Origin of the sequence: uncultured Polaribacter sp. (genome assembly GCF_947503875.1) — a bacterium.
In the GTDB taxonomy this organism is placed as follows: Bacteria; Bacteroidota; Bacteroidia; order Flavobacteriales; family Flavobacteriaceae; genus Polaribacter.
Genome location: NZ_CANNFH010000004.1, coordinates 114,348 through 134,736, shown reverse-complemented (window position 1 = coordinate 134,736; position 20,389 = coordinate 114,348). Strand labels below are relative to the sequence as shown.

The following is a 20,389-nucleotide window of genomic DNA, read 5'->3' as shown; positions in this document are numbered from 1 at the left end:
ATATGGCAACATAATATTCTATAAAACCTAATTTTTTATGAAACGAATCTTGCTTAAATTACTAAGAAAAGTAGGTGCTATTTAGTAGTTTTAGATAAATTTTAAGTTCTCAAAATAATTTACAATGGCTTCTTTCATTAAAATGGTTTGCTCGCCAGCTTTAAGATTTGGCAATGCAGTAAGTGTTTTATAATGTGGCCAACTGTCATCATCAAAATAATCAAATTCATAGTAGCCATAAGGTTCTAAAAGTTTGCAGATAGCAATATGCATTAGGTTTACTTTTTCATCTTTTTTAAAAGTTCTGTGCCCTTGCCCCAATTCTTGTACGCCAATTAAATAAATAATTCCATCAATATTCATTTCGTCTCCGTCTGCAAATTGATTGGTTAACTTTACTACCAATAAATCCCACTTTTCTTTTAATGCGCTTACTTTTGTCATGCCAATTGGTTTATAGTACAAAGATACGTTGTGTATTTTTAAGTCTTAAAAAAAATATGTAGGTTTGATAAATTTTTTTCTGTGAATATTTTTGACATCATTATAGCGGCTTTATTACTTTTTGGTTTTGTAAGAGGTATTATTAAAGGTCTTTTTGTAGAAGTAGCTTCTTTAGTGGCTTTAATTGGTGGGGTTTATGGCGCTATACATTTTTCTTTTTTTATTGGAGATTTTTTAAAAGAATCTGTTTCTTGGAGTAAAGAGTATATTTCTTTAGCAGCCTTTGCAGGTACTTTTGTGGTAATAATAGTTGCAATTGCTTTGGTAGGTAAAATGTTAACAAAACTAGCAGATTTTGCTTCTCTAGGTATTTTAAATAAAATTTTAGGTGGTGTTTTTGGTGCTTTAAAAATAGGTTTAATTTTAAGTGTAGTTTTTATTTTTTTTAGTAAAATGAATGATACTATTCCGTTTATTGAAAAAGAAACCTTAGAAGAATCAATTTTATATGCACCTGTAAAGAAAATTGCTCCTGCCATATTTCCTTCCATTATAAAAGATGATACTGATGAAAAAGAGCAGGAAAATACAGTGGTAAGTTTATAATTAAATATTTTAGTTTTTTACTAAAATAAATGTTTTAATACACTTAATTTATGTGTGCTTTTAAATGATTTATGGCATAATCTAGTACAATTTAATATCCGGATTATAATTATCAATTACATTTTTAAATTACCAAATTCAATTGTTTTTTTACTACGAAAAATTGTCTTTCGTAAGCTCTTCAATTATATTTTTTGCTCTGTTTTAATAAATACTTTATTAAGAAATCTCATGGCAGAAAGCGGTTTTCTGTGGTTATAACCTCAATTGGCTTTTTAACACGAAGTGATTCTAAAGCACCATTAGCAGCATTACTTGCTGCTATTGCATATTGTATAATATCTTTAGCATTTTCTTGTAAATTAGCAATAAAGAGTACCTTGTATTTCTTTCACATAGAGTATTTTGATTTAAATATACTTTGCGAATTCAGGTAAAATTATGTGTTATTTTTTTTATGATTAAAGTATCAAATGAAATTTCAATAAGCTTTACAACTCATTTAATTCTTTAATTTCAGAAGCAATAATCCAACCTTGTTTACCATCTGCAATTTTAATTTTTTTCCAATTATCAATAGCGTCTAAAACAATAACTTTAGTGCCTTCATGCAAAGTAAAAACTTCTTCTGAGTTTAAGGTAGGTGCGTTTCTAATTTCTGTTTTTTCGGCAAAAATAATTGCTTCTTTATTATTTTTAGCAAAGTTATATTGATTGTATGTTATAAAAACAGAAAAGATTAAAGCAATAAAACCAATACTACTTGCTGTAAAATATATTCTTTTAAGAGAAGGATTTTCAGCAAAGTAAAATAACAAAAATAGGAGTGAGGCTAAAAAAGACAATACCACGCAAACTACAGCCCATTGATTATAAGATAGTTTTTGCAGGTAATTTGCATTAAATTTTTGAAGCACAGTTTTAGGCACATCTTCTATATTATCTAATGCCAAACGTTTTGCGAATATTAAATTATTGCGCACATCTTCATTTAAAGGATTTAGTTTTAAAGCCTTTTCATAATAATAAATTGTTGGCCCTACTTTATTTAATTTGTAATAAGCATTTCCTAAATTATAATATAATTCAGACGATATTAACTCTTGTTTTTCAATAGCTTTATAGGTTTCTATGGCTTTTTCTAGTTCACCATTTTTATACAGTGTATTTGCAGTAACAAACAAACTATCTACATGCTGTCCTGTAACAGAATGTGCAATTATCAATAATAAAAACAATAATTTTTTCATTTTATAATTGTTTATCTAATTGAACAATAACTTCTTTAGCGCGTTCATATTCTGCTTTCATTTCTGTAGCAGTAAACGGTGTATAACGCGCAAAATCTGAGCTTTTTAAAACTTCTATAAATTTAGTTATCGTAGTAGTTTCTACATTTTTATCCGCCAACATTTCAGTAATTCTTTCTTTACTAATTTCTGAAGTTTCTATACCCAATTTTGCCTTTAAATAGTTGTGTAGTGCACGTTCTAAAGCTTCATAAAATTCATCTTTTTTGCCCAATTGTTTTTCGGCTTCCGATAAATATTTTTTTGCTAACCTATTTGCTTTTCTTAATTTATTACCAACAATATCGCTATTTCTAGCTTCATTTCTTTTGCCAATAATTATGCTTACAGGAATGGCTAATAATGGTAATAATAATAAAATATAAAACCAATTCGATTTAAAGAAATCTACAGTTTTAGCATCTTTAAAAGTTGTTTTGGTAGCAATATATCTAAAGTTTTTACCAGTAGCAACAACATCTCTTTTTCTAACACTATTGGTGTCTACAGTAACCAATTCCTTACCTTCTTGTACATCTACAAAGAAATCTTTTGTAGTAATTGTATTGTATTTTTTTTGCTTTGGATTAAAGTAAGAAAATGAAACACTAGGTATTTTATACTTTCCTTTAAACTGCGGTACAACTGTATATGTATCAGAAACATTCCCAGAAATACCAGTAGTATTTACATACACTTTTTCTTTTCTTTCTGGTTGATACATTTCTAATTCTACAGGCGTGGTAACTTTTGGCAATTCAAATAAATTTAAATTTCCTTTACCAGAAATGGCTACTTTAATTTGTGAAGTTTCATTTGCTTTTAAAACTTCTTTACTTAAAGCTACATCTAACTTAAAATTACCAACAGCACCATTAAAGTTTGCTGGTTTTCCCTCTACAGGTAAGCTTTTTGGCGATACTATTTTTTTGGCAGAAGCAAACTCTCTCCTAACATTTTTAGTAATTACATTCCCAAAAAAGTCTGCTCTTCCAGAAGGTACGCCTATTACAATATCCATTTTCATAGGATCTATAGAAAGTTTACCTGTTTTTGTTGGTATTAATAAGGCTTTTTGCAATACAATATACCTGTAATCTTCTCCATTATATTTCCCCATTTTTACTGGGTAATTGCTAATTTTTATGTCTTGATTCCAAAAGCCATTATACTTTGGTGCTTCTGTTACATTGGTATCATAAACGCTTACATTTTCGCTTACATACAATCTATATTCTACATAAACACCTTCGCCAACATAAGGTCTAGATTTAGAAATTTCTGCAACCAAATGTATGTTTTGTTGTGCTACATAATTAGGGTCATTGGGGTCTTTAGGAATTGCTACAGCATCTAAAACAATAACCTTTACAGGATCTGATTTTATAATTTTACCACCAATCTTTACAGAAGCACTACCAATAGTAAGTTCTCCTTTTCTTTTAGGTTGAATGATATATGTGTATGATTGTGAGAAAACTACTTTTCTACCACTTGGCGTAGATGTAATACTTTGGCTAACAGATTGACTTGGACCACCAACGATTCTAAAATTCTGAAAACTTGGTGGTGTAAAGTTCTCACCACCTTGTTTGTCTATAGAAATTACTACGCGTAAACGCTGGTTTACGCCCAATTTATTTTTACTGACTTTAGTTTTTATAGTAGCCTCTTGCCCTAAAACCAAAAATGGTAATAGAAATGCAAAAACTATAGCCCCTTTTAATTTCCCCAAAGGGGAAAAAAACTGATGCAAAAACATTGAAATATAATTTTTAATTCTAGTCAATTTTATCTTAGTTTGAGAACTATTGGTTTTAATGTTGAATCGTTTAACAGTTACACAAATAAACAATTACACAACATATTTACCAGTCTTTCTCTTGTTTTACTTTTTTACCTTTTGCTTTTTGAGCATTCATTTTCTTTTGGGTTTTTTTCTCCTCATTATTTAAGTTTTCTAATAACTGCTTAATTTGTTGTGGAGACATTTTACCCTTTTGTGGTTTTGGCTTTTGCTTGTCTTTATTTTCTTTATCTTTTTTAGGATCTTGTTTTTTATCCTTGTCTTTATCGCCTTTACCGTCTTTATCTTGGTCTTTTTTGTCCTTGTCTTTTTGGTCTTTGTTATCTTGGTTTTTGTCCTTTTTATCTTTGTCTTGATCTTTGTTATCCTGATCTTTTTTGTCTTTATTCTTGTCCTTATTTTTATCGTCTTTGTTTTGTTGATTTTGCTTATCCAACATTTTTTGAGCAACAGCTAGGTTATAACGCGTTTCATCGTCTTTAGGATTGTTACGTAAAGCATTTTTAAAAGCTTCTACTGCACCTGCATAATTTTTACCTTCCATGTGTGCATTGCCTAAATTATGATAGGCTTCTGCTTTGGTAAATTTATCGGTTGCTGTTTTTGCGGTTAATTCAAATTGCGGAATTGCCTCTTTAAAATTTTGATTTTGATACAATGCATTTCCTAAATTATAGGAAGCTTTATCATAATTAGAATTATTACCCAATGCTTTTTGATACGCCACAGATGCATCTGTAAATTGCTGTTTTTTATACAGCTCATTACCTTGTCTTAGCATTTTGCGTGCCGTTCTTTGTTGTGCAATAGTATCTTTTTGCGCTACAATTTCTTTTGATGAAAATAGCATTGCAACTACAATTAGTATGTATTTAAAAGCTTTCATAATTTTAATGATTTACTTTTTATTTTTCTCTTCGTTAAATAAATCTACTTTCTTTAACCATTTTGTTTTTTTATCAAACAAGAAAACATCTATTAATAAAAATACCAAACCAATAGCGACAAACCATTGAAATTGGTCTTTATAATCTGAAAATTGCTTGGTTTCAAATTCGTTTTTCTCTGCATTGGCAATAATTTCTGCAATTTCTTTTACAGGATTTTCAGTAACATTACCATCTAAATAATTACCATCTGCAGCATCTGCAATACCTTGTAATATTTCTGGTTTACGTTGGGTAATTACAGTTTCTCCTTTATTGTCTTTTTTGTAGCCAATTCTATTGCCATTTAAACGCATTGGTATTGGGCCACCTCTTTCTGTACCTACACCAACTGTATAAATTTTAACGCCTTCGTTTGCTAAATTTTGTGCTACTTGTTTGGTTTCTTCTTGATGGTCTTCACCATCGGAAATAATAATTAAAAAACGATTGGTTTGCTCGTCATTATTATAAAAAGTTTTAGCCAATTCTAAAGCGCCATTAATATCTGTTCCTTGGCTAGAAACCATATCTGGATTCGCATTTGCTAAAAACATATTTGCTGCACCATGATCTGTGGTTATAGGTAAAAGCGGATACGAATTACCAGCATACACAATAATACCAACTCTATCTGAACCTAATCTATTTATAATTTTAGAAATTATTTGCTTCGATTTTTCTAATCTGTTTGGGGCAATGTCTTCTGCCAACATACTTTTAGAAACATCCAAAGCAAAAACAACATCTACACCTTCTCTTTTAACCGTTTTTAGTTTGGTTCCCATTTTAGGGTTGGTTAATCCAATCACTAAAAAGGCAATACCTAAAAGTAAAAAAACAAGCTTTAAACTATTTTTAAATGTTGATGCATTTGGTGCTAATTTTTTTAATAATTCTGCATCAGAAAATTTCTTCTGTGTTCTTCTTTTCCACCAAAAAACCAACAAGAAAACAACAATCATTGCAGGAATAATTGCTAATAGGTAAAAATAAATTGGTTCTTCTATTCTGTACATTGTTTCCCATCTTAATCTTCCCAAAGGGAAGAAACTCATACTCTTACTTTAATGCTCTTTATTATAATGTCACATCGAGTTAATTTGATTTTTCATCAAATTTGAATCGAGATGTTTGTATGCTTTTTATATAAAACTTTTAAATATTGTATTTCTCAACAAAAACTCTATCAATAAAAAACCTAAACCTAATAAAACGAAAATTCTAAATTTTTCTTGATAATTGTAATATTTAAATTCTTCTATTTTTGTTTTTTCAAGCTTATCAATTTCATCATAAATCTCTTGTAAAGATTCGTTATTTGTTGCTCTAAAATATTGTCCTTCTGTTTCTGAAGCAATATCTTTTAGCAGTTTTTCATCAATTTCTACTTTTTGTCTTCTAAAATTTAATTTTCCTGTTCTTGGATCTCTACTCCAAGGAAAATCTGCCATTCCATTTGTCCCAATTCCAATAGTATATACTTTAATTTCTAACTCTTTGGCTAATTCTGTTGCTGTTCTTGGGTCTATATTTCCTGAATTATTTACACCATCTGTTAGTAAAATAATTACCTTACTTTTTGCCTTGCTTTCTTTTAATCTATTTACTCCAGAACCTAAGCCCATTCCAATTGCTGTACCGCCTTCTAATTGGCCCCATTTCAATTCAGAAATTGTACGTTTTACAATGCCTTTATCGCTTGTAATTGGAGTTTGTGTAAAACTTTCTCCTGCATAAACTACAATACCAATTCTATCATTTGGTCTTCTATCTACAAAATTAACGGCTACTTTTTTAAGTGCTTCTAAACGGTTTGGTTTTAAATCTCTAGCCAACATACTTGCAGAAACATCTATTGCCATAACAATATCTATACCTCTATTGGTTTTTGTTTTTTTGCTTACAGAAACATTCCTTGGTCTTGCTAAAGCAACAATTATAGCTGCTAAAGCGAACAATCTTAACAAGTATAAAATTGGTTTTAATTTGGCTACAATAGAGGTTGTTTTAAACCCCTTAACACTTGGCATAGTTAAAACAGCACTGTCTTTTTTACGCATAAAAAAGTGCCAAATTGCTAACAATGGAATCAAAATTAGCAACCACAGAAACTCAGGACTATAAAATTCGAAATTACTCCAGTTCATCCTCTTCTTTTTCTTCGATTATTGGTTTTGGCTTTAAATTGCCAATAATATGTTCTGCATCTTTTCTATCATCTTCAATCTCAATTGCCATTGGTTTAGACTTTGCAAACTTTACTAAATCTGCTTCCCTTAATAGACTTTTTAATCTATCTAAAGTTTCTTGAGAAGTAGTAATAGTTTCTGCGTGTTTAAAATCGCGTAGCATTTCTAAAATATTATCTGTAGTATTTTCTAGAGCAGGCACATTTAACTCTCTTTCTATATAACCACGAACAATTTCTGTAAGTTCAGAGTAATATTCTTTAATTTTATTGTTTTGCCATAATAGTTTTTCATCCAATTCATTTAAGCGAATAATGGCTTCTTCATAAGGTGGTAAAGTTCTGTAAGTTGGTGCCTCAACTTCTTCCTTTCTTTTTCTAATTACAAACCAATAAATCCAGAATGCAATAATGGCTAAAATTGCTAATGCTATATAAATGTAGATTTTATAATCATCAAAAGTATAGGGTTCACTTTTAATAGTTTTGATAGGAAATTTTTTAACTTTTGTAGTATCTACAGCAACTGTAGCTACATTTACCAAAAGAGAATCTGTTAAATATGCTTGATTTTTTACAAATATTTGTTGTTGAGGTATGTAAAATGCACCACTATCAAAACCTGTTAAAATATATTTCTGAATTAAACTATTTTTAATAGTATCCACTTGTGTAGAATCTACTATCTCTAAACCTTTTAAAATTAGTTTTGGGATGATTACATTCTGTGTTTCATCAACACTAATTTTTAAATTGAATTGCTCTCCAATTCTAATATTGGTAGTATCAATTTTGGCTTCAACCATTGGTTTTTGGGCGAAGGCAGTCAAAAAACAGAATACAAAAACAAAAAACAAAAAGCCTCTCACCTCAATCCTCTCTCCAAAAGAGAGAGGACGTTTGGCCTGTGTTTTTGTTGCTATTTTTTGAAACTCTTTATGTTTATTTCTAATTTTCAACTTTTATAAAATTCTTTTATTTACAATTATTTTTTTTACATCTGAGTGTTTCTTCCCTTTGGGAAGATTAAGAAGGGCTCTTTACCTTCCTTTATGCTTAAAATAACCTAATAATTTTTTTACATAATTTTCATCTACTCTGGTGTTTACACTTCCTGCACCGCTTCTTTTAAACATATCTACATAATAATTGTTTAAACGAAGTGCATTGGTTTTGTAACTTTTTCTTACCGATTTAGAACTTGTATTTACCAAATTAACAACACCAGATTCAGCATCTAACATAGGTACTACACCCAAATTAGGAATTTCTTCATCATGTTTGTCATAAATTCTAATACCTGTTAAATCGTGTTTTTTAGCTGCTATTTTTAATGTTTTTTCATAATCATCATCCATAAAATCAGACAACATAAACACAATAGCTCGTTTTTTCATTACACTCGATAAAAATTTAAGTGCTTCAGAAATATTTGTTTTTTTACTTTTTGGTTTAAATTCTATTAATTCTCTAATAATTCTTAAAACATGGCTTTTTCCTTTTTTCGGCGGAATAAAAAGTTCTATATCATCAGAAAATAAAATTAAACCTACTTTATCATTATTTTGAGTTGCAGAAAAGGCCAGTGTTGCCGCAATTTCTGTAACGGTATCTTTTTTAAATTGATTGGAAGTCCCAAAGTGTTCTGAGCCAGATACGTCTACCAAAAGCATCATGGTAAGCTCTCTTTCTTCTTCAAAAACTTTAATATAAGGTTCGTTATAACGTGCAGTAACATTCCAATCTATGGCTCTAACATCATCTCCAAATTGGTATTGGCGCACTTCAGAAAAAGTCATACCACGCCCTTTAAAAGACGAGTGATATTCGCCTCCAAAAATATGATCAGACAAACGTCTTGTCTTAATTTCTATTTTTCGAACTTTTTTGAGTATTTCTTTAGTCTGCAACGTGTAATGGTTTAATTGTTTAAAGGTGTAATTGTGGGTTCTGTGTAATTGTAAACATTTAAACAATTACACGATTACACATTTTAAGGTACTTCAACCTCATTAATTATAGAGTTAATAATGTCTACAGAGGTTACATTTTCAGCTTCAGCTTCATAAGTAATACCAATTCTGTGGCGTAAAACATCTGTAACTACAGCCCTTACATCTTCTGGAATTACATAACCTCTTCTTTTAATGAAGGCATAACATTTTGCTGCTTTTGCTAAATTGATGCTTCCACGAGGAGAGGCTCCAAAACTAATTAAATCTTTAAGGTTTGCTAAGTTGTACTTTTCTGGATAACGTGTTGCAAAAATAATATCTAAAATGTATTTTTCTATTTTCTCATCCATATAAACCTCACTTGCAACTTGCCTTGCTTTTATAATTTGGTCTACAGAAATAACCGGATTTACAGTTGCAAAACCACCTGTTAAATTCTGACGCATAATTACTTGTTCATCTTGTAAACGTGGGTAATCTATAACCACTTTTAACATAAAACGGTCTACTTGTGCTTCTGGCAAAGGGTAAGTACCTTCTTGTTCTACAGGGTTTTGGGTTGCCATTACTAAGAAAGGCTCGTCTAACTTAAAAGTTTCGTCTCCAATAGTAATTTGGCGCTCTTGCATGGCTTCTAACAGAGCAGATTGTACTTTTGCAGGTGCTCTGTTAATCTCATCTGCTAATACAAAATTTGCAAAAATGGGTCCTTTTTTAATTTCGAAGTTGTTTTGTTTCATGTTATAAATCATGGTTCCAACAACATCTGCAGGTAATAAATCTGGTGTAAACTGCACTCTACTAAAGCTTGCTTGTACTGCCTTAGATAAAGTGTTAATAGCCAAGGTTTTTGCCAAACCAGGTACACCTTCTAACAAAATATGTCCGTTTCCTAACAAACCAATTAACAGACTTTCTATCATTTGCTTTTGCCCAACAATAACCTTGTTCATTTCTAAGGTTAAAATATCTATAAACGCGCTTTCTCTCTCGATTTTTTCGTTTATTGCTCTTACATCTACATCCATTATATATTGTATTAGATTTACTTTTCGATTGAAAACAAATCTACAATTTAAACATACTGGAGTTTGTTAAAAGTAGGTTAAAGATTTTGTAAGTTTTTGTTGATTTTAAAGGGAATTCTTATCGAATTTTAACAATTTTAATTCATTTTTGTTAACCTCTAAATAAGTGAAATAAGTAATCCAATCGCCTAAGTTAATATAGGTTGAATTTTCTTGTAATTTAATTTCTAAAGGCAAGTGTCTGTGCCCAAATACAAAGTAATCTGAGTGATTTTGAGTGAGTTTCTTTTTACAATATTGCACCAACCATTCGTTTTCTTCACCTAAGAATTTGGCATCTTCATCTCCAGAAATCATTTTGTTTTTTACAGACATGTATTGCCCTAGTTTTACACCTAAATCTGGGTGAAACCAGCGAAACATCCACTTGAAAAGTGGAAAGGTAAACACTTTTTTCATGCGTTTATAACCTTTGTCTCCAGGACCTAAACCATCTCCATGACCAATAAAAAACTTTTTATTGTTGATTAAAAATTCTTGTGGTTTATGATACACAGGAATGTTTAATTCTTTTTCGAAATAATCATTCATCCATAAATCGTGATTACCAACAAAAAAATAAATGGGAATTCCGCTATCTTTTATTTCTGCTAACTTCCCTAAAACTCTTACGAAACCTTTAGGAACAACGGTTTTATATTCGAACCAAAAATCGAATAAATCGCCTAGCAAAAAAATCGCTTCTGCATCTTTTTTAATTTCGTTTAACCATTTAACAAACTTTTGTTCTCTAGGAAAACTTGCAGCTGCAGTGGGTGCACCCAAATGTTGATCTGAAGCAAAATAAACTTTTTTGTTTGCTGATGTAGTTATAGAAATCATTAGAACAAAGAAAAGCTTTTAAATTTTATTTACCAATAGTTAGTTTTTGGATGTTTGTTTTCTTCTTAAGACGCAAAGTTTTTTGTGATTTTATAAATCAAAACCCTTCAGGTTTTAAAACCTGAAGGGCGTGTTTAAATTGGCATCTTATTTTATTGTTCTTGCTCTAACTCTAAAACTTTTTGCAACATTTTATCTTCTTGATGAATAATTCTATAAAAACCAATATCATCAAATAGGGCATTGGCAATAGACGCTTTAAAATAATGTTGTATGTTTTTCTTAGTTCTAACGCTAGGTGTTGCTTGGTCTTTTATGCTGGTTAGGTATTGATCAAAAATTTCTTCATCGGTATCAAAATCTTTAATAAATGCATCTAAAGACCAATTTTGAAGTTTTTTACGATTGTTATCTACATAATTAAAAGCAAAATCATTTATGGTATTAAAGTAAAAACTTGGCATATAAGCAGTGGTATCTACAGCTACAAAAACATCTGGTATTATGCCACCACCACCGTAAACTATTTTTCCTTTTGGTGTTTTAAATTGCAGAGAGTCTATTACTTTAATACTGTCTTTACTCATTAACTCGCCACTTTTAAAGCGTTTATCATAATCTCTATAATAATTTTTGTTGCCATTGCCACTGTATGGTTTTTGTATAGATCTGCCAGTTGGTGTATAATATCTTGCAGTGGTTAAACGTACTGCAGAACCATCGCCCAAAGGCATTTCTATTTGTACCAAACCTTTACCAAAAGAGCGCCTGCCTATAATTGTGCCTTTGTCATTATCTTGCAATGCACCTGCTAAAATTTCTGATGCTGAAGCAGAATTTTCATCAATTAAAACATACAAACCTCCTTTTTCAAAATCTCCTTTTTGTGTGGCAAAAGATTTATCTATTTCGTCTTTATTGTTTTTGGTGAACACAATTAATTTATCGTCTTCTAAAAATTCATCAATAATACTGTTGGCAATATCTATAAAACCACCGCCATTACCGCGCAGATCTAAAACCAAATCTGTCATGCTATTGTCTATTAAATTATTTAAAGATGCTTTAAACTCTTTGTAGGTGTTTCTTGCAAAACGATCTAATTTTATATATCCAACAGAATCGTTTAACATGTAAGCTAAATCTACACTTTTTATGTTTACGTTTCCTCTGGTAACTTCTACATTAAATAAAGAATCGTTACTTTTTCTATAGATTTGTAAATTTACTTTTGTGTTTGGTTTACCTTTTAGGTATTTGGGTATGTTACCAATAAACATTTGTTTGCCATAAAGGGTATCTTTATCTGCCATTAAAATACGGTCTCCTGCCTTAATACCTGCTTTTATACTTGGGCCACCTTTAATAGGCTGTATTACAGTAATGGAGTCTAAAATCATGCGAAATTGCACACCAATTCCTACAAATTTACCTTGCATATTTTCTTGTACTGCTTGTAAATTTTCTTTTGGTATGTATACAGAATGCGGATCTAACTCGCCCAACATTTGTGTTATTGCACCGTCTAAAAGCGAGTCTGTAGAAACTTTGTCTACATAATCTCTTTCTATAAAATTAATAAGTCTTCTAATCTTTTTTTCTTGTGCAGAGCCTTTAGAAAAAGAAAGCACATTGCTTGAGCTTTTGCTAAAAGACATGCCTATTAATATACCAAAGACAACGGCTATAGAAAGATAAAGAGGAAGGTTTTTTTTATTCATATGGTAAGTGCGTAACTGCTACGTTTGCTTTTTTTAAAAAATCGATTCCAGAAAGGTCTTTGTATGCATTTGCATAAACCACCCTTTTGATACCTGCTTGATGTATTAATTTACTGCATTGTGTGCAGGGTGAAAGTGTAATGTATAAGGTTGCATTTTTAGCAGATTGTGTAGAGCTGGCTACTTTTAAAATAGCATTGGCTTCTGCATGCAAAACTTCCCATTTTGTTATGTTGTTTTCATCTTCGCAACAATTATCAAAGCCTGTTGGTGTGCCATTAAAACCATCAGAGATAATCATTCTATCTTTAACAATTAAAGCACCTACTTGTTTGCGTTTACAATGCGATAATTTACCCCATTCTAAAGCCATTTTTAAGTAAGCTTTATCATATTTCAATTGCTTTTTTTCTGTCATAAAGCAAAATTAAAAAGATTACTAAGATTGTAACGTTAATAAATAGACAAAATTCTTATTTAGAAGGTGTCTTGATATTAGTAGTTTAATGTGTTACCAAAATACTCTATCTAACATCATTTGTATAGCAAAACCGATAACTATAGAAGAGGTGACCAAGATCCAATCTCTACGTGCCACTCTAAAAAAGTTTTGTAAAAGTGTACCTATAATTAAAATTCCTAGTACAATTATTATTTGTGCAGCCTCTATACCCAATGCAAATTCTAAAAGAGGCAATAATTTATCCTCTTCTTTACCAATCATCATTTTAAAATAATTAGAAAATCCTAAACCGTGTATTAACCCAAAAAATAGTGCAAAAACTAGGTTTGTATTTTCTTTTCCGTAAGATGATTTTTTAGCTGTAAAAACATTAATTACTCCTGTAATAAATATGGTTAATGGTATTAAAAATTCTATTAATTGCATGCTAATATTAATAATACCATATGCAGCTAAAGCTAAAGTTACAGAATGCCCAATAGTAAATAAAGTTACTAGCCAAAATACTTTCTTAAACTGATTAAAACTAAAAACTACGGCAAGTACAATTAAAAATAAAATATGATCATAGGCTTTAATATCTAAAACATGATATAAACCCATTTTAAAGTATAACAGAAATTCGTCCATTTTTTTATTGATTTAGAGGAGTTTCAAAGATATTAAAAAAAAAAATTGAATAGCGTTTCTTTAGAGCAACTTTATGTGCTTTTTTAGTAGCTATAAGTAAGAAATAAATGCGCGGTTCTATGCTTATTGTATTAATTAGTGTAAGTTAATTGTTGTTTGGTATAGTAGTGCTCTATTTTTAATTCGAATTTTGTTGCTGATTAAATATAGATTCTTTAGTTAACATTTTTTGGTAATGCTGAATTGAAACTTTTGTCCACAATAAAATTTCTATAAATAGTTGCACTATAAAAAAGGTACTATCTGTTTTTTGCATTAAAATTAAAAATGTTTTTGTGTTTTGGGTAAAAGGTTTATTACGTCAATCTCTCCAGGATTTTTAACCAATTATATTTTAAATTTTACGTACATTTTAATTTTTATTTAAAATAGTAGCACTTGCTTGCGCTGTTGGATATACTACTAAATCTTCTATATTTACATGATAAGGTCTGGTAACTACAAAATAAATAATGTCTGCAATATCATCCGCCTGTAAGGCTTTATAACCTGTGTATACATTTTTAGCTTTTTGGATATCTCCTTTAAAACGAACTTCAGAAAACTCGGTTTCTACAGCACCAGGATGTATAGCAGCAACACGAATATTGTGCTTATTTAAATCGATTCGCATTGCTTTGTTTAAGGCATTTACTGCATGTTTAGAGGCGCAATATACATTGCCATTTGGGTACACTTCTTTACCAGCAATAGAACCAATGTTTACAATAAAACCGTTATTTCTATTCGTCATTTGTGGAATAATTGCTTTAGAAACGTATAATAAACCTTTTACATTAATATCTAACATGGCATCCCAATCATCTATATTTCCATCTTGTATGGTAGATAAGCCGTGTGCGTTACCTGCGTTATTAATTAAAATATCTATTTGCTTAAAATTTTCTGGTAATGATGAAATTGCATTTTCTACTGCTTTTCTATTGGCAACATCAAACGTGAGTGTGGTAACCTCTGTAAGTTTACCCAATGTTGTTTTTAGTTCTTGTAAACGTTCTATTCTTCTACCGCAAAGAATTAAACGAATGTTGTTTTTTGCAAAAATTTCTGCTGTGGCTTTGCCAATACCAGATGTTGCTCCTGTTATAAATGCTGTTGGTTTCATACAAATAATGTGCTTAAATTTTATTAAGAATTGGTAAATATGATTTTTATAATGCTTGCCTTTATTCTTATTATAGTTATAAAAATAATAAAAGTAAGTGTGAATTGGTAAAATTAGGGTAAAGAAAAAACCGTCCTCCTCAGGACGGTTTCTCTTTCAATTGATTACCAAGCGGTAATCAACCAAAAATCAACTAACCAAACTTTATTTTTAATTCTTTTTAATTTTTGTTCTTCTTTCTATCTTAGTACGTTTTCTATTATTATTCCTTACAGATTCTTTAGATTTTTTTTCAATTTTATTTCCTTTTCTAAATTCTATGAATCCGTTTCCATCAAATTCGTAAGTAGTTTCAGAGTTTATATTAAACAAACTTATCTTCCCATCATTTAAAACGCTCAATTCAAATTCTTCTATATCTCCACCATCATAATTTAATGTTAAGATTTTTAAGTTTTCAAAGCCTACGATATCAAATATTTCATAGCCACCAACGTAACTCCAACTTATTATATCAATTCTTGTGCCAAAGTTATCTTGAGAACTGTAAAAGGTTGTTATATTTTCTGGTGTAAACTGTAAGTAGTTTTCTACATCAAAAGCATTTGGTACTCCTCCAATAGTTGCTGTTTTTTCCCAAGCAACATACTCTTGTAAAAAGTATTCTATGTTTTCATAAAACAGTCTATCATAATTAAAGGTGTTTATTTGATATCCTATTAAAAAATAGGTTACGTTATTTCTGTAATTGTATAAACTAATTTCATTGTTAGAAATTATGGTAACTTCAAAATCGTTTGCACCGTCTAAATCGTGGTTGGTTTCTAATAAACCATTAAAAGTATTGTAGGTACCTACATCTATACCCAAACCATTACCAGTTAAACCAATGTCTGCAATATTGTTATTCGCATATAAAATACCATCTAAAAAAGATAACGTAAAAGCTTTAGATACGTAAGGTATATCTCTATTACCAATAGTTCTATGATAATCTATATACCATAAATCATAGCCAGAAACCACTTCTTCTAAAGAAATTTGATTTTCTATAAAATTGTTTTGATTAACAGTACAAGAGCTAAAAAGAGCACTTGCAATAATAATAGCAAAAAGTAATTTTAAAGTTTTCATAAGCTGTAATTTTAAGGTTGCAGCATAAATATTTCAAATTGTATGCCAAAAAAATAAACCACTTCGTAAGAAATGGTTTGTTACTTGATTATTAATGTTTTAGGCTTAATAAAAGAACTTTTTTTAAAAAAAAATGAAGTTGTTTTTTTACAACTAAATTGTATGGTAATTACTTTTTATTTGCCGACGGAAAAAACTTAGGTTGCACCTTTTTTATATTTTCTAGTTTAAAGTAAACGGTTTTATTTCCTTTCTTATAGGTTAAAACAGCTTCGTTTTCTTTTAAATCGAATGGAAACTTAGTTATTAAAGGAGGTGTATTTTTTAATTCTTTAGTTGGATCTGCATCTAAAATTAAATCTCTTTTTACACTTTTTGAATTAGTAAAATGACCAATTAAATGCATAGCATTTTCTTTTTCTGTGACTTCTATTTTGGTTATTTTCTTTTGAAAATAAACGGAATCAAAAGCAATATCTTTTGCATTTTTTAAATGCATTACTAATTTAATACCGCCCACTCCTGGTTGTCCACCAGACCAATTATTGTAAACTGCTTTGGTAACTTTAAATGATGGGTTTTTTATGAATTTGGTGCTTGTGCATTGCGTAAAACCAAATAATAAGGTCAAAATAGATAGAATTTTCATTGATTTCATTTGTTTAATTTTTCTAAAATCTTTTCAAGTTTTATGCCAAGATAAAATAAAATCCACTCTTTTGGAGTGGATTTTACCTTTTTCATAACAAATTCTCCCTATTTATTTATTGCCCATAAGCAATAATTCATTCGCCATAATTTCAGTAAGGTATCTTTTTTCACCAGTTTTAGTTTCGTAAGAGCGGTTGGTTAGTTTGCCTTCTATGGCAATTTCTTGCCCTTTATTTACATAATTTTCTACTACTTTTACCAAGCCACCTGTTATAACAATGTTGTGCCAATACGCACGTTCTACTTTATTGCCTGCTTTGTCTTTGTAACTATCATCTGTGGCCATAGAAAATTTAGCCATTTTGTTACCATCTTTAAAGGTAATAATTTCTGGTTCCTGTCCCAATCTACCAATTAACTGTACTTTGTTTCTTAACGTATTCATAAGATAAGTGTTTTTATAAATCAAACGTCATTAGTTCTGTTTGACACTGCAAAGATGTAACTGTAAATAACTTTTATTCGGTTGTAAAGCAATTACTTTCGGTTGTAAATGTTTGTAGTCGTTTGTAAACGGATAATTTACTATCTTTACATTCTAAATTTATCGCATGAAATCTTACAGAAGTGAACAATGGAAGCTATTTGAAAAAGAAGACTATAATACTGTAAAAGAAAAAATTTATATTTCTAATTATGGAAGGGTAAAAAAGGAGTTAGAAGATAATAAGTATAAACAAGTAAATCTTAGCAAAATAAATAATTTTGAGGTATTTACTTATCCAAAAATTAACTCTCAAAAAAGAGGTAAGGCTTATATACATAAAGTGGTAGGCTTGTTATTTTTAGAAAAACAAGAACATCATAAATTTGTGATACATAAAAACCATGATTTAGAAGATAATTATGTAGAAAATTTACAATGGGTAGATAGAAAAGAACTCTCTCAACATCAAATTACAAACCCAAAAAGAATTGCAAAATTTGGTATTAAACCAGGAGCAAAATTAACAGAGGCCAGAGTTAGAGTAATAAAGAAAAAGTTATTAGACCCAAATAGAAGAACAAGATTAAGAATTATTGCGAGTCAGTTTGGAGTAACTACCCAACAATTAAGAAGAATAAAATCTGGTGAAAATTGGAAAGAAGTAGAAATTAAATAATAGTAATATTATACCTCAGCTATGGAAAATAAAAAATGTTTGGAGTGCAATGAAACTGTAAAAGGACGAATTGACAAAAAATTCTGTGGAGATTATTGCAGAAATGCGTACAATAACCGTGTAAGTAAAGGCAGCAAAAACTTAATTAGAAACATTAATAATAGACTGCGTAAGAATTATAAAATCTTATCTGAATTAAATATTTCTGGTAAAACAAAAGTAACCAGAACAAAGCTGTATGATAAAGGTTTTGATTTTAATTTTTTCACATCTATTTATACTACTAAAACAGGTAATACCTATTTTTATATTTACGATCAAGGGTATTTGGCTCTAGAAAATGAAACTTTTTTATTAATTAGAAAAGAACTGTAATTTTTAAATACATGAGCAGTACCACCATAATAATTTTATTGGCCTTGGTAGGATTTACTATTGTTTTTTTAGCCTCTTATTTTGATAATAAACAACGTATTATTAGAACACTTAAAAAATTACCCAATAAACCCAGAAGTGGTTTAAAAACCAATCAATTTGTAAAAGTAACGGGTACAGCGAGGCAAATAGATGAAGTTTTAATAGCGCCTTATAGTAAAAGAAAATGTGTTTTTTATAACATAAAAATAGAACAAGAGAAAAGATCTGGAAAAAATAAATACTGGAGTACAATTGTTGATGAAGAAAAAATACAAGATTTTTTTATTGAGCAAAATGGAGAATATGTACTGGTTAAACCACAACAAAATCCCAAAAATTACAAGAGTTATATGGTAAAAGATAAAAAAACAAGCTCAGGTATTTTTAATGCACCTACACCAGAATTTTTAGCGGTTTTAGAAAAATACAATGTAAAAACAAAAGGTTTTTTTGGTGAAAATAAACAAATACGTTAGGCTGAAGGAATTATAGAAATTGGTGAAGAACTTACGGTGGCTGGTATTGGCAAATATCAAAATTTAAAAGAACCTATAAAAGGGTATTCCTACTCTAAAATAGCTGCTTTAGAAAGTACAATAGACCAAAAGTTAATTATTACAGATTTGCCCGGTGTTAAATCTAGATCTAAAAAGTAGTGCTTACATTTCTATTTTTAAGAGCAGTATATCTTACCCAATTACAAGCATTTTTTAATAGCTATTACCAAGTATTTCCCTTAACATTTATAGCTGCTTTTAAAACATCTTTCTGACTTAATTGCCCAATTAATTTACCATTTTCTAGCACAGGAAAACGTCTTCTTCTAGAAGAAATAAATTTAAAAGCGGCATCAAATATATTCATATTTTTATCTATGGTATCTACATCTGTAACCATATATTTACCTACTGTATTATTGGTGTCAGAAGGCATGTTGTAATATTTACTTTCAGAAATATGTTTAATACAATCGGTTTCAGAAATTATACCCACCAATTCATTTTTATCATTTACAACTGGTCCACCAGAAATTTTATTTGCAATTAATTGTGCTATTACATGATCTAAAGAATCGGTTGCTTTAAAGGTTATTAGTTTTGTAGTCATGTAATCTGATACCAAAATTTGTGTTTCTTCTTTTGCTGTACTTGCATCTCTTTTTCCTTGAAAGCTCTTGATTCCCATGATAGTATGTTTTATAGTTTTTCTAAAGTTAGCAAAAAATTTATTCAATTTCCTTTTTTCGGCAACAATTTTAATTTTCTTACTCTTATAAAAATCAAATATTTAAGATGAAAAGGTTTTCTACTATAATTTCTATAGTACTTATTATAAGTGTAATTTATTGGAGTTTTTCTGATGCCAAACCCAGTATAACAGAAAAAGTAGAAGTTGCAGAAACGGATTTCTCTATAGATAATGCTTTGTTTTATCTTAAAAATATTTTAGAAAAAGCACATTTTGTAGGAAGTAAGGAACACAAAACTGTACAGAATTATATTGTAAAGCAATTAGAAAAGTTGGGTTTATAACCAGAAATATAAACACAAACTGTAATAAATAAAAAATGGTTTTCAGGTATTACAACAGAAAATATTGTTGCAAAAATTAAAGGTGCTGAAAACGGAAAAGCTTTGTTATTGTTAACGAACTATGATTCTACCCCACATTCCTCTGTTGGTGCAAGTAATGCAGGTTCTGGTGTGGTAACCATTTTAGAAGCTATTCGTGCTTTTTTAGAACAAAATAAAACGCCTAAAAACGATATTATTATTATTATTATTATTTTAATTTCTGATGCGGAAGAATTGGGTTTGTTAGGGGCAAAAGCTTTTGTAGAACATCATAAATGTAAATTGTTTAAGTTATATCGAACTTGGGCTAAATTAAAAGGTACCAGCAAACGCTAAAGAAGAG

General features: G+C 29.7%; 25 protein-coding genes. 7 read left to right on the top strand and 18 right to left on the bottom strand.

Translation table 11 applies throughout. The features are described from left to right. Positions 1 to 90: 90 nt before the first annotated feature. A complete protein-coding gene (locus Q0684_RS07655; RefSeq protein WP_299014701.1) occupies positions 91 to 444 on the bottom strand; it encodes a hypothetical protein in 354 nt (117 codons plus the stop codon). Between the two features lie 81 nt (positions 445 to 525). On the opposite strand from Q0684_RS07655, the gene Q0684_RS07650 reads away from it, so the two are divergent. After that, positions 526 to 1,050, top strand: coding sequence for a CvpA family protein (locus tag Q0684_RS07650; protein WP_299014698.1), 525 nt, complete (start codon positions 526 to 528; stop codon positions 1,048 to 1,050). 491 nt (positions 1,051 to 1,541) lie between these two features. Here Q0684_RS07650 and Q0684_RS07645 read toward each other — a convergent pair whose 3' ends face one another. The 16 genes from Q0684_RS07645 to ssb form a co-directional block, all read right to left on the bottom strand. After that, on the bottom strand, positions 1,542 to 2,300 hold the full coding sequence (locus tag Q0684_RS07645) for a tetratricopeptide repeat protein (protein WP_299014695.1): 759 nt from the start codon (positions 2,298 to 2,300) through the stop codon (positions 1,542 to 1,544). 1 nt (position 2,301) lies between these two features. After that, positions 2,302 to 4,101, bottom strand: a complete 1,800-nt coding sequence (locus Q0684_RS07640; RefSeq protein WP_299014691.1) for a BatD family protein — start codon at positions 4,099 to 4,101, stop codon at positions 2,302 to 2,304. Positions 4,102 to 4,207: 106 nt separating this feature from the next. After that, the gene (locus tag Q0684_RS07635) at positions 4,208 to 5,032 is read right to left on the bottom strand and encodes a tetratricopeptide repeat protein (RefSeq protein WP_299014688.1); all 825 of its coding nucleotides are present in this window, start codon (positions 5,030 to 5,032) and stop codon (positions 4,208 to 4,210) included. 12 nt (positions 5,033 to 5,044) lie between these two features. Then, positions 5,045 to 6,091, bottom strand: coding sequence for a VWA domain-containing protein (locus Q0684_RS07630; protein ID WP_299015543.1), 1,047 nt, complete (start codon positions 6,089 to 6,091; stop codon positions 5,045 to 5,047). A gap of 126 nt (positions 6,092 to 6,217) precedes the next feature. Beyond that, a complete protein-coding gene (locus tag Q0684_RS07625; RefSeq protein WP_299014685.1) occupies positions 6,218 to 7,222 on the bottom strand; it encodes a VWA domain-containing protein in 1,005 nt (334 codons plus the stop codon). Beyond that, on the bottom strand, positions 7,209 to 8,069 hold the full coding sequence (locus Q0684_RS07620; protein ID WP_299014682.1) for a BatD family protein: 861 nt from the start codon (positions 8,067 to 8,069) through the stop codon (positions 7,209 to 7,211). Before Q0684_RS07620 ends, Q0684_RS07625 begins: the two co-directional genes overlap by 14 nt. 234 nt (positions 8,070 to 8,303) lie before the next feature. Continuing rightward, the gene (locus Q0684_RS07615) at positions 8,304 to 9,173 is read right to left on the bottom strand and encodes a DUF58 domain-containing protein (RefSeq protein ID WP_299014679.1); all 870 of its coding nucleotides are present in this window, start codon (positions 9,171 to 9,173) and stop codon (positions 8,304 to 8,306) included. 83 nt (positions 9,174 to 9,256) lie between these two features. Beyond that, positions 9,257 to 10,246 (bottom strand): MoxR family ATPase, encoded by a 990-nt coding sequence (locus Q0684_RS07610; protein WP_299014677.1) that lies wholly within the window; start codon positions 10,244 to 10,246, stop codon positions 9,257 to 9,259. A 105-nt stretch (positions 10,247 to 10,351) separates the two neighbouring features. Beyond that, entirely contained in the window at positions 10,352 to 11,128 is a 777-nt protein-coding gene (locus tag Q0684_RS07605) for a UDP-2,3-diacylglucosamine diphosphatase (RefSeq protein ID WP_299014674.1), read from the bottom strand. A 152-nt stretch (positions 11,129 to 11,280) separates the two neighbouring features. Further along, positions 11,281 to 12,849, bottom strand: a complete 1,569-nt coding sequence (locus Q0684_RS07600) for a S41 family peptidase (protein ID WP_299014671.1) — start codon at positions 12,847 to 12,849, stop codon at positions 11,281 to 11,283. After that, on the bottom strand, positions 12,842 to 13,267 hold the full coding sequence (locus tag Q0684_RS07595; protein WP_299014668.1) for a dCMP deaminase family protein: 426 nt from the start codon (positions 13,265 to 13,267) through the stop codon (positions 12,842 to 12,844). The genes Q0684_RS07600 and Q0684_RS07595 overlap by 8 nt, the downstream gene beginning before the upstream one ends. Before the next feature lie 93 nt (positions 13,268 to 13,360). After that, positions 13,361 to 13,942 (bottom strand): HupE/UreJ family protein, encoded by a 582-nt coding sequence (locus Q0684_RS07590; RefSeq protein ID WP_299014665.1) that lies wholly within the window; start codon positions 13,940 to 13,942, stop codon positions 13,361 to 13,363. Positions 13,943 to 14,354: 412 nt separating this feature from the next. Then, positions 14,355 to 15,107 carry an SDR family NAD(P)-dependent oxidoreductase gene (locus tag Q0684_RS07585; RefSeq protein ID WP_299014662.1) on the bottom strand — a complete coding sequence of 251 codons (753 nt, stop codon included), beginning with the start codon at positions 15,105 to 15,107 and terminating at the stop codon, positions 14,355 to 14,357. A gap of 210 nt (positions 15,108 to 15,317) precedes the next feature. Continuing rightward, positions 15,318 to 16,241, bottom strand: a complete 924-nt coding sequence (locus tag Q0684_RS07580) for a hypothetical protein (RefSeq protein ID WP_299014659.1) — start codon at positions 16,239 to 16,241, stop codon at positions 15,318 to 15,320. A gap of 169 nt (positions 16,242 to 16,410) precedes the next feature. Further along, positions 16,411 to 16,899: a hypothetical protein gene (locus Q0684_RS07575; protein ID WP_299014654.1), complete on the bottom strand. Its 489-nt coding sequence runs from the start codon at positions 16,897 to 16,899 to the stop codon at positions 16,411 to 16,413. Between the two features lie 102 nt (positions 16,900 to 17,001). Continuing rightward, entirely contained in the window at positions 17,002 to 17,337 is a 336-nt protein-coding gene (ssb, locus tag Q0684_RS07570; protein WP_299014652.1) for a single-stranded DNA-binding protein, read from the bottom strand. 166 nt (positions 17,338 to 17,503) lie between these two features. Between ssb and Q0684_RS07565 the strand changes: the two genes are divergently transcribed. Genes Q0684_RS07565 through Q0684_RS07550 form a run of 4 tightly spaced genes read left to right on the top strand, consistent with a single transcriptional unit; the run spans position 17,504 to position 19,128 of the window. Beyond that, positions 17,504 to 18,055 (top strand): HNH endonuclease, encoded by a 552-nt coding sequence (locus Q0684_RS07565; RefSeq protein ID WP_299014649.1) that lies wholly within the window; start codon positions 17,504 to 17,506, stop codon positions 18,053 to 18,055. Positions 18,056 to 18,076: 21 nt separating this feature from the next. Continuing rightward, positions 18,077 to 18,430, top strand: a complete 354-nt coding sequence (locus tag Q0684_RS07560) for a hypothetical protein (protein ID WP_299014646.1) — start codon at positions 18,077 to 18,079, stop codon at positions 18,428 to 18,430. 11 nt (positions 18,431 to 18,441) lie between these two features. Further along, a complete protein-coding gene (locus tag Q0684_RS07555; protein ID WP_299014643.1) occupies positions 18,442 to 18,948 on the top strand; it encodes a hypothetical protein in 507 nt (168 codons plus the stop codon). A gap of 36 nt (positions 18,949 to 18,984) precedes the next feature. After that, the gene (locus Q0684_RS07550; RefSeq protein ID WP_299014640.1) at positions 18,985 to 19,128 is read left to right on the top strand and encodes a hypothetical protein; all 144 of its coding nucleotides are present in this window, start codon (positions 18,985 to 18,987) and stop codon (positions 19,126 to 19,128) included. A gap of 64 nt (positions 19,129 to 19,192) precedes the next feature. On the opposite strand, the gene Q0684_RS07545 is transcribed toward Q0684_RS07550, so the two are convergent. After that, the gene (locus Q0684_RS07545; RefSeq protein WP_299014637.1) at positions 19,193 to 19,657 is read right to left on the bottom strand and encodes a CBS domain-containing protein; all 465 of its coding nucleotides are present in this window, start codon (positions 19,655 to 19,657) and stop codon (positions 19,193 to 19,195) included. Positions 19,658 to 19,764: 107 nt separating this feature from the next. Here Q0684_RS07545 and Q0684_RS07540 point away from each other — a divergent pair, with 107 nt between their 5' ends. Beyond that, complete coding sequence (locus Q0684_RS07540; RefSeq protein ID WP_299014634.1) at positions 19,765 to 20,004, top strand: hypothetical protein; 240 nt, start codon at positions 19,765 to 19,767, stop codon at positions 20,002 to 20,004. A 24-nt stretch (positions 20,005 to 20,028) separates the two neighbouring features. Further along, a complete protein-coding gene (locus Q0684_RS07535; protein WP_366140199.1) occupies positions 20,029 to 20,382 on the top strand; it encodes a M28 family peptidase in 354 nt (117 codons plus the stop codon). Positions 20,383 to 20,389: the final 7 nt, after the last annotated feature.